Source organism: Lacisediminihabitans sp., assembly GCF_036404185.1.
Lineage (GTDB): Bacteria > Actinomycetota > Actinomycetes > Actinomycetales > Microbacteriaceae > Lacisediminihabitans.
Map to the genome: position 1 here is coordinate 1 of NZ_DASWPB010000206.1, position 8,935 is coordinate 8,935.

Annotated in this window: 10 protein-coding genes; 4 read left to right on the forward strand and 6 right to left on the reverse strand. The window is 67.0% G+C overall.

The window, feature by feature from the left end; genetic code table 11:
- Positions 1-261 precede the first annotated feature (261 nt).
- Positions 262-846, reverse strand: coding sequence for a TetR family transcriptional regulator (locus VGC18_RS14465; protein WP_331098625.1), 585 nt, complete (start codon positions 844-846; stop codon positions 262-264).
- Between the two features lie 113 nt (positions 847-959).
- Between VGC18_RS14465 and VGC18_RS14470 the strand changes: the two genes are divergently transcribed.
- Together VGC18_RS14470 and VGC18_RS14475 are read left to right on the forward strand one after the other, a co-directional pair.
- Positions 960-1,277, forward strand: coding sequence for a hypothetical protein (locus VGC18_RS14470; RefSeq protein WP_331098627.1), 318 nt, complete (start codon positions 960-962; stop codon positions 1,275-1,277).
- Positions 1,278-1,432: 155 nt separating this feature from the next.
- A complete protein-coding gene (locus VGC18_RS14475) occupies positions 1,433-2,617 on the forward strand; it encodes a M24 family metallopeptidase (protein ID WP_331098630.1) in 1,185 nt (394 codons plus the stop codon).
- 1,115 nt (positions 2,618-3,732) lie between these two features.
- Here the strand turns inward: VGC18_RS14475 and VGC18_RS14480 are convergent.
- Positions 3,733-4,419, reverse strand: a complete 687-nt coding sequence (locus VGC18_RS14480) for a type II CAAX endopeptidase family protein (protein WP_331098632.1) — start codon at positions 4,417-4,419, stop codon at positions 3,733-3,735.
- Between the two features lie 114 nt (positions 4,420-4,533).
- On the opposite strand from VGC18_RS14480, the gene VGC18_RS14485 reads away from it, so the two are divergent.
- Entirely contained in the window at positions 4,534-5,100 is a 567-nt protein-coding gene (locus VGC18_RS14485) for a TetR/AcrR family transcriptional regulator (protein ID WP_331098634.1), read from the forward strand.
- A 290-nt stretch (positions 5,101-5,390) separates the two neighbouring features.
- On the opposite strand, the gene VGC18_RS14490 is transcribed toward VGC18_RS14485, so the two are convergent.
- The 4 genes from VGC18_RS14490 to VGC18_RS14505 all read right to left on the reverse strand — a co-directional run bounded on the left by VGC18_RS14490 (position 5,391) and on the right by VGC18_RS14505 (position 8,266).
- Entirely contained in the window at positions 5,391-6,029 is a 639-nt protein-coding gene (locus tag VGC18_RS14490) for a glyoxalase (protein ID WP_331098636.1), read from the reverse strand.
- 78 nt (positions 6,030-6,107) lie between these two features.
- Positions 6,108-6,548 carry a YdeI/OmpD-associated family protein gene (locus tag VGC18_RS14495; protein ID WP_331098637.1) on the reverse strand — a complete coding sequence of 147 codons (441 nt, stop codon included), beginning with the start codon at positions 6,546-6,548 and terminating at the stop codon, positions 6,108-6,110.
- A 1-nt stretch (position 6,549) separates the two neighbouring features.
- The gene (locus tag VGC18_RS14500; RefSeq protein WP_331098639.1) at positions 6,550-7,404 is read right to left on the reverse strand and encodes a sigma-70 family RNA polymerase sigma factor; all 855 of its coding nucleotides are present in this window, start codon (positions 7,402-7,404) and stop codon (positions 6,550-6,552) included.
- Between the two features lie 280 nt (positions 7,405-7,684).
- Positions 7,685-8,266, reverse strand: a complete 582-nt coding sequence (locus tag VGC18_RS14505; RefSeq protein WP_331098641.1) for a helix-turn-helix domain-containing protein — start codon at positions 8,264-8,266, stop codon at positions 7,685-7,687.
- Positions 8,267-8,386: 120 nt separating this feature from the next.
- On the opposite strand from VGC18_RS14505, the gene VGC18_RS14510 reads away from it, so the two are divergent.
- The coding region (locus tag VGC18_RS14510; RefSeq protein ID WP_331098643.1) for an aldo/keto reductase at positions 8,387-8,935 on the forward strand (549 nt) is incomplete at its 3' end.

The following is an 8,935-nucleotide window of genomic DNA, read 5'->3' on the forward strand; positions in this document are numbered from 1 at the left end:
ATCGAGATATTCCACAACCGACAACGCCGACACTCCTCCCTGGGCTACCGCACCCCCATCGAATACGAGAGACTCGAAATCAACGACATCCCCGCCGCGAGTTAGCGACCAGGACTGGAACCAAATCCGTGGGGCAGGTCAAGATGTCACCTAACCGTGCAGCAGACCACCTTGAAGGTGCTCGGCGGTGGGTGGCGCGGCCATATGTCACTCGGATGCGCGCGGTGCTTGAAGACCTCCAGACGTTTGCGTGAGCGTTGATCAGCGATCGCGGCCGGATGTTCTGGGCCTGGGCTCGAGGGCGACTCGCAGCATCGGAAGCAGGGTCGCCTGAATGTCGTCTTTCGAGGTGTTGGCCGCGAAGGGCATGCGCAGAAGGTAGCGACTGAACACGAGCCCTGCGAAGACCGTGAGGGCTGCGGCGGCGCGGCGTGCGGCGCGAGGGCCATGCAGGCTCCCCGTCGCTCGGGCGAGTACCTCGACCTCGAAATATTCGCGGAAGGCGTCGAGGACCTCCGCATGGTGAAGGGCCTCTAGAACGAAGGTGCGCATTGCGGGGCCGAGGTCGGGGTTCTCCCAGATATTCATCACCGCCATGAGCGAACGTTCCGGCAGGCTCGACTCAGGGCCGTCGATCAGCGCCGAGAGCACCTCGGCGGGCGAGAAGGTCATCGCCAGCGACTGGATGAACAGGCCCTGCTTGGAGCCGAAGTAGTAGGCGATCAAGGCAGCGTCCACCTTGGCGTCGGCTGCGATCGCTCGCGTTGTGGTCGCGCGGTAGCCCAGCTCCACGAATCGCGCCCGCGCGGCGCGCAGGATTCGATCTCTCGCGTCTGACCCGCCCACGGGACGGCCTCGCCCTTTATTCATCGATGTTGAATACTACGCCGGGAAGGCGCAGGCTCCGACCGACGGGATGCCGCAGACGCGGGTACCTCGCAGGGATGAGGAGTGGTCCGATGGGACTGGAAGGCACATACGACTTGGCGGTGGAGACGCCGTTCGGACCGCAGCAGGCCGCCCTGACGCTGAGTGCGGACGGGGGTGCCATCGGGGGGCGGCTGCAGGGATCGGGTTGGGAATCCGAGTTGTCGGATGTCGAGGCGCAGGGCCACGACGTCTCCTTCCGAGCGCGCATCAAGACCCCGATGGGCCGGATCAAGGCGCAGATCGCCGCGACTGTGACCGGGGACCAGCTCACCGGCACGGCGACGATGCCGCTCGGCTCCGCACGCATCCGCGGAACGCGGCGCAGCGCGGACGAGTCGCGAGCATGACCACCGAGCAGGACGCAGCGACCGGGGCCCCTGTCTCCGCGTCTGACGCTGTCTGGGCCGAACTTGACGCCACAGTCCCCGGGGATTTCCCCTCGGAGGTTCCCAGCTTCTCGTCAGCCGAGCGAGACCGACGGTGGCGCCTGGCCGACCGCCTGATGGAGGAGGAAGGACTCGATGCGCTCCTCGTCTACGGCGAACGCGAGGGATCTTTCCCGGCGCCGTTCGCCCCGGACGTCTACTTCACGAACGACCGCCCGGGCTCCATCGTCATCCTGCCGAGAGGGCAGGAGCCCATCGCGGTCGTCTTCCTCACCACCGTCGTCGAGGATCACATCCAGGCGCGTCACGTCGGACCGACCGGGTGGCTGCGCCCAGAGAACATCTATGTCGGCAAGCTGGGCTCGAACCTCGTCGAAGTGATCGAGGAACGAGGGCTCGACCGCGCCGCATTCGGCGTGATCGGACTCGAACCCTACCCGCCCTTCTACTTCGACGGCGCCATGCCTTACAACACCTGGCAGGGCGTCCTCGATGATCTGCCGAACGCGCGGTTCACGCCCGTCGGTCGGCGCTTCTTCGAGCTGATCTCCCCGAAGAGCGCAGAGGAGTTGCGCGTCCTGCGCTGGTCGGCGAGCGTCGGCGAGCGCATGGCGCAGGCCATGCTCGAAATCACCCGAGTCGGCGTCGCGGAGAACGTCATCTATGCGGCGGCGATGCGCGCCTGTGCCGAGCACCTCGGCTTCACGAGCGGCATGGCACTCGGCTCGGGCCCGGAGTGGGTCGGATGGGGGTCGCCCGCCTGGACTTACCGCCCCCAGAGGCCGCGCGTCATCCAGCATGGTGACACCGTCCTTGCGGAGCTCTTCTGCTCGTTCGGGATGCTCGAGACCCAGCATCAACCCACGATCGCGGTCGGCACCGTGCACCCCGATATCGAGAAGGCCGCCGACATCGCCCAGGAGTCCTACCTCGCCGGCATCGAGAGACTGCGGCCTGGGACCGTCTTCGGCGAGGTCGTTGACGCCATGGCGGAGCCGGCGCGCCGGGCGGGCGGCTGGCACGTCCACCCACTTATCCACACCATCAGCCCATACGGGCTCATCGGCACCGGACACCAGGGCGCCGAACTTCCCGAGGTCGTCGAGTACGGCAAGGTGCTGCCGATCCCCACCATAGGACGCGACACAGTGCTCCAGGTCGGCACCGTCTTCGCGTTCGAGCCCAACTGCGCGATCGGACGCCATCTCGTCAACGTCGGCGGCACCGTGGTGGTCGGACCCGACGGTGCCATCGAGCTCAACGCCAACACCACCAGAATGATGCGCACCCGTGAACGATGAGGCCTGTCGGCGTATCAAACCGTCCGTAGCGAGGCGCCGGCGCCTCGCCGCCAGACGCAAGGCGGTGAGATTGGGGCCGTGGGGTCGAACGGTCAGCGGACGTTGCGGCCTGCCCTCAGATTCGACCGATTCCCAGAGTGCCGCACTTTTCATTCGGCGGTGCGCTCCGACGGCCGCGCGCATCAGTTCTCGTCTATGCAGTAGTACAGCAACGGCGGGCGCCTGAGGCCATGATGCTCGCTACTTCGGGGCATCCTCGGTCCCGAGGCCCTTCCAGCAAGGTGGCGAGAGCGACTTGGGCGTGGTGCCGCAGCACTCGGCTATTCAGGGACGTGAGCTGCAGTTTGTCGCTGGGTCCGAGCGTCGGATCCGATACCCAGCCAGAGGGAGGGCCCACCAGCCACGTAAACGAGCACGTCGGCAGCGTTCGTCCGGCGGCAGCCTTCGTGGAATGGTCGCAGGCGGGGGTGATGCGTCCCCGTCGGGCGGCGGCGGGGGCATAACGTCCCCAGCGTCGAAGAACTCCTCGCCCCGGGCGAACGTCGCCTCCGGCGAGAGCTGCCCACGTCGGGTCACGAGGTCGATCACCTGCTGGCTGAGCGCAGTCGTTCCTCGTCGTGCCTTTACCGGGTCCAGTGTTTCTCCGCCCCTCGCGGGGGCCGAGGTTTCGCTGCGACATGAATGATGAGAACCGTCGGATTGCGCTCTCGAAGGCTTTGCTGGTTCAACCTCGAGGAACGCTCCGAACGGCATCGCGCAGGATCTCGGCGGCGCTCTGAACGCCGAGGTGTTTGGCAAGAGGTTGCAGAGAGCCAACCAGCGGTGGCGAGTGCGCGCGTCGGTTCCGTCGGTGATGAGGAGTGACGCAAGTTGCGGATCTTCTTGGAGTTTCCTGACGAGTTGATCGCTGTTGATGCCGCCCACTCTGCCGGCGTTAATGACCGAACTCTCTACGAAGGTGTACCCACCGCACGAGGCTCGAACCTTGGCCCGAAGAATCAAGGGCCGGGGCCTTGTCGGCATTCGCAGCCCAGGCCAGAGCGTTGCCGTTGGCTTCGGGGTCCGGCAGCATCTCGAAGGGGCGGCCGTTCCAGGCGCGCAGCTCGTCGTCCTCATCATGGGGCGCTGATGAAGGAGATGATGACCGGCACGGTGATGGCGAGGGCGTTGTTCATGCCATGCACGAACACGCCTGGCCAGATGGAGCCGGTGCGACGGAACAGAAGGGCCGTCAAGATGCCGACGACGAAGGCGACCGGTAGCACTGGGTTGAGGCCGTGCGCGAGAGCGAACACGGCTGCGCTTACCAGCACGCTGATCCAGGCGCTATAGCGCCCGAGGGCGTTGGCCAGCACCCCACGGAAGATCAGTTCTTCACCGATGGGGGTCAGGACGAAACCAGTCACGGCCGTCGCGGCGTACCAGAACACGCCGCCGGCTGCCGCTGCCTGGTAGCCGACCTGGACGTTCTGGCGATCGCCGGTCAGTGTCATGAATAGCAGCGATACGCCAATACTGAGCACATACGCGACGACGCCGAGCCCGGCCCCCGCAGCGAGCCAACGTGGCTTGGTGCGGGGGGACACCCCGAATGGCGCGAGCCGCCGGATGCGGAGGCCGGCGGCGGCGGCGAACGCGCCTATGCCCATGAGGGCGGAGAACGCGAACTCCACGACGCCGGCCAATGCAGGAGCGAAATCGGTCAGCCGCAGAATCAGCGCGACGACCATGTAGAGCACCGCGTAGGCGCCGAGCCCGACGGCGATCTCGGGCCAGCCGGGCCGCTGTTTCTCACTCGTCATGGTCGCTCCTTGCGCTCTGCCCTGTGGGGGATCAGACCCGATAGTACGCTGTACCGACACAGTGTACTAGTACACTGTGCTACCTTTGGTTCGATGAGTCGACGTGATGACATCGTGGCCGCGGCCCTCGGCGTGGTGCGGGAGCGAGGGCTGGGCGCACTGAGCGTGCGTTCGGTGGCGGCTGCCGCCGGGGTCGGGCCGACCACGCTGCGGCACTACTTCCCGACACAAGCCGAGCTCCACAAGGAGGTCGCGGCCTCACTCACCGCCAGCGCGCTCGACGACCTCGGCATCGCCGACGCTGGGCGCGACCCGGCAGACCGTCTCGCCGAGTGCTTGGTGCAGTTCCTGCCTCCGCGCGCTATCTCCGCAGAGGCTCTCGCTGGCTGGTCGGAGCTGTATCGACTCGTGTTAGGCGGCACGCCCAACCTCGGGGTCGTAGAGATCATCGGCAGTGCGCGTCGCGCCTCCGAGAGTGCCCTTCGCCGGTGGCTAGGTGTGCTTGCCGATCAGGGTCACGTCGTGCGGGCCGAGATCGATGCGCATGTCACGCGGATTCTGGCGCTCATCGACGGCATCCACCTCGACCTGATCGTCGATCCCGCCTCCATTGATCTGGATGAAGCCGAGGCCGCCGTCCGCTGGTTTGCCGGACGTGTCATCACACCGAAAGGCCCGTGACAGTGAAGGAATGCAAGTCGTTACCGGCGCGAATGCATCGAGGCCGATCCTCGTCCCGGCTGGCTGGCTGGCTACCGGACAGGAGAGAACGCGAAGCGCTTCAACTGGAAGTTGCCTAGTGAGGACATCTCGCCGGACGACATCTCCGTCGCGGTGATCGAATATCGCTGCGGGAGAAGACTGCGACTGTGCCCTCAGGAGAGGTCCGGGACCGTGAGGTGGAACGTCAGCGAGGCTTGGGATCGAGGCAGCGGAGGAACGTCTCTTGCACCACGAGATCCATCTCGTGATCAGGAGCTGGCGTGGCGCGAGCCCTGCCAGGTGAATCCGTCGGGATCGGTGAGGGAGGCATCGTTCGACGCGATGATGAGCCGATGGGATCCATTGCCCTCGGGGTCGACGCCGAACTCCTTGGCCAGACCGGGGCGCTTGTACAGGCCGAGCGTGATCGCTCCGTTCCCGGGCTCGAACTCGACGTACCTGCTGCCGTAAGCCTTCGCGACGGCGAGGCCGGCCGCGACATAGAAGTCCCTGGCTCGGCCCACATGCCCCACGCCCAGCAGGAGGACGATCCGCTCGATCGCCGTCGAGCCCTCACCGAGGCTCGTGCCGGGGTTCTTCTGGTCGGAGGTGGCGATCTTGACCACGGTGCCGTCGGGGGTGCGGATCACGCCCGAGTAGCCGCCCCAGAACTGTCTCTTTGCCGGCTTGAGGCTTTCCGCGCTCGCGTCGATCGCGGCGGCTACGAGCCGGTCGACGTGTTCCGGCTCCGGCACGTCGAGTCCGAGGGTGAAGCCACGGAATCCGCTGCTCGGCTCACGGTCGGCGTGTGCCCGGATTCGGTCGTCGAGGCCGAGCGGGCCCCGATAGAAGGCCGCCGCGGCATCCGGGTCCGTCGTGCCCAGGCTGAGGTGGTTGATCGAAAGCATCTTGCGCTCCTGCTCGTTCTGCTGTCGGCGTGTTCCGACACTGGGGTGACGGATGGCGTGACGGGTGCGTGACAGCGGTCAGGAACGCTCGTGCAACTCCGAGATCAGCTTGCGGATTCTCCGTACGCGAGTGTCGGCGCCTTTGGCCTGCTCGATCCCGCGGACGTGCTGACGTCGCTGGCTGATGGTCAGCCGGTCGAACGCCTCGCGCGCTGCGGGGTCCGCATCGAGCGCCTCCGTGAGCTGGGCGGGCTCCGTCACGGTCAACGGCTCCTCGTCCAGGACGATCTCCACGGTGACCCTTTCCCCGATCTCCGCGCCCGCGCCGATTCGATTCGCGTGGCTCAACCCGATGAGCTGCCGCCCCCGCATGAGTGCGACCCGGGTTTGCCATGAATGCCCGTTGATGCTCACCACTACCCGCGGACGCTTCCCACCGCCGAGGCCTTCGACGATCCCAGACGGGATCTCCAGACCCCTCGTCGGCTCGGGCGGTTCCACGATCGCGTGGAATCGCATCTCACGCCTCCCGCGTCATCGGGATGATCTCCATGGTCGCCATGACCTCCCGGTCGGCGACGAGGTCGATGGCGCGCACCAGGCCGTCGGCCAACTGGAAGCAGAAGACCACCCGCGCTCGTCCATTCACCATCCACGCCACACCCGGGTCCCCGTCGATGAGCACCGGCCTCGCACCCTGCGCTCCACGGAACCGGCCGGCCACCGACTCGGGGCCGTCGTAGAGCGATTGCGTGCCCATGGCCTGCGCTGCGCTGTCAGCGCGCATGACCACGTCGGGCGCCAGCAACGACATCAGCCGCGAGAGGTCACCGCCCTGAGCGGCGCTGAGGAATGCCTCCACCACCTCGCGATTGGCCGCGACGACACGTCGCTGGGCCTCCTGCAACGGCTCCGATGCGTCGTGAACCTTGCGCCTGGCCCGGCTGGCGAGCTGACGCACTGCCGCGTCTGACCGGCCTAGCATCTGGGCGATCTCCGGGAACGAGTATCCGAACGCGTCGTGGAGGACGAAAGCGGCACGTTCTGCGGGGACGAGTGCGTCGAGCATGAGCTGCATCGCGCCGCCGACGCGGTCCGCCAGCAGCGCATCCGCTTCCGGATCGACACCTTCCCGTCCGGTCTGCGTCGCCTTGGACTCCGCCCTCACGCGTGTGCGGCGCCGGCGCAGCAGGTCCAGACACAGTCGTGTCACGACCGTGGTCAACCACGCGGGTGCATCGTCGATGTCCTCGGTGCGCGAGAACCGCAACCAGGCCTCCTGCACGAGGTCGTCCGCGTCGCCGGGGGACCCCAGAACTCGGGTCGCGATCGCCACGAGACGAGATCGCTCCCGCTCAAACGCCGCCAGTTGCATGTCTTTCACACTAAGTTGACGCGTTCCAGCGCCCAAGTGTGACGGCCGCTACAGCGCATTGTCACACTCGTGGTCCGCGGTGCATCATCGGGGCGCGGACGCGCTCGAGATCATCCCGTACAGAGTCTCCGACCGCGACCCCGCGAAAGTCCTGCACGACCTCGACCCATTAATCTCTGGCCGTGGTGATCGCGGGCGCGATGTCAGTCTGTTGCCGGTGCCGATGGCAAGGGACGCGCACTGCGCCCACCTTTTCGCGAGCCGGAGTGGGAATCGGCGTTCAGGCTTGTGCCGTCCGCTGTTGCGCCGGCGTCGCTCCGTAGCGCAGCCCATCGAGTAACAGCCCGACCATGCGGCTCGCGCGTGAGGTGTCATCGCTGCCGGGAGGCGGCACGCACAGATTCGCGATCGCGCCGATCAGCTCGAGCGGGTCGATGCCGTCCCGGATGGCGCCGGCCGTCGCGGCGGCATCGAGCAGCTGCTGCAGGGCCGGTCCCGCGTTGCTCTCGAAGTAATCACGCAAGCCGCTGTAGGCGGGCTCGCCCGAGCGCAGTGCGGACCCGAGCCCGTGCTTCGTCGCCACGAACTCCGTGTAGCGCTGCGCCCAGAGCGCGAGCGCCTCGAAGGGCTCGTGGCTCTCGGCCAGCTGCGCGGCCTGGGCCGTGACGTCGTCGATCTCGCGCCGGAACACCGCGGCGATCAAGTCCGAGCGCAGGGGGAAGTGGCGGTAGAGCGTCGCCGTCCCGACGCCGGCGCGCGCGGCGATGGCTCGCACGCCCACGTCGACGCCGTGCGCGGCGAACTCGTCCTTCGCCGCCGCCAGAAGGGCATCGACGTTGCGCTGGGCGTCGGCACGCGGCATCCGGTGTCTCCTTGCTCGCTTGATAAACGGGACACCGTTCCGTATAGTCGACACCTAGCGGGACAGTGTTCCGTTTCATATTCCCACACGGCGCCCGTCAGGTGCCAGCAAGGAGCACTCATGCAGTACCGCACCCTCGGCCGCACCGGCATCAAGGTGACCCCGTACGCGCTCGGCGCGATGATGCTCGGCTCACTCGGCAACCCGGACCGCACCGAGGCCATCCGCATCATCCACCGCGCGCTCGACGCCGGGATCAACTTCGTCGACACCGCCGACCGCTACGGCGACTCAGAGGAGGTGGTCGGCGAGGCGCTCAAGGGCCGCCGCGACGACGTGGTGCTCGCCACGAAGTTCTGGGGACCGGTGGATGACGATGTCAACCATCGCGGCGCTTCCCGCCGGTGGATCGTGCAGGCGGTCGAGCGCTCGTTGCGCCGGTTGCAGACCGACCACATCGACCTGTATCAGCTGCACCGCCCGGACCCCGAGACCGACATCGACGAGACGCTGTCGGCCCTCACCGACCTCGTCCGGCAGGGGAAGGTGCGCGCGATCGGCTCGTCGTCGATGCGCGGCTCGGAGATCGTCGAGGCGCAATGGGTGGCTGAGCGTCGCGGCTTCGAGCGGTTCCGCACCGAGCAGCCGAACTACTCGATCCTCGACCGC

Bases quoted from the DNA above. Each gene is read 5' to 3' on its own strand.
- VGC18_RS14470 (WP_331098627.1), top strand. From the start codon at position 960: ATGGGACTGGAAGGCACATACGACTTGGCGGTGGAGACGCCGTTCGGA.
- VGC18_RS14475 (WP_331098630.1), top strand. From the start codon at position 1,433: ATGGAGGAGGAAGGACTCGATGCGCTCCTCGTCTACGGCGAACGCGAG.
- VGC18_RS14480 (WP_331098632.1), bottom strand. From the start codon at position 4,419: ATGACGAGTGAGAAACAGCGGCCCGGCTGGCCCGAGATCGCCGTCGGG.
- VGC18_RS14490 (WP_331098636.1), bottom strand. From the start codon at position 6,029: ATGCTTTCGATCAACCACCTCAGCCTGGGCACGACGGACCCGGATGCC.
- VGC18_RS14495 (WP_331098637.1), bottom strand. From the start codon at position 6,548: ATGCGATTCCACGCGATCGTGGAACCGCCCGAGCCGACGAGGGGTCTG.
- VGC18_RS14500 (WP_331098639.1), bottom strand. From the start codon at position 7,404: ATGCAACTGGCGGCGTTTGAGCGGGAGCGATCTCGTCTCGTGGCGATC.
- VGC18_RS14505 (WP_331098641.1), bottom strand. From the start codon at position 8,266: ATGCCGCGTGCCGACGCCCAGCGCAACGTCGATGCCCTTCTGGCGGCG.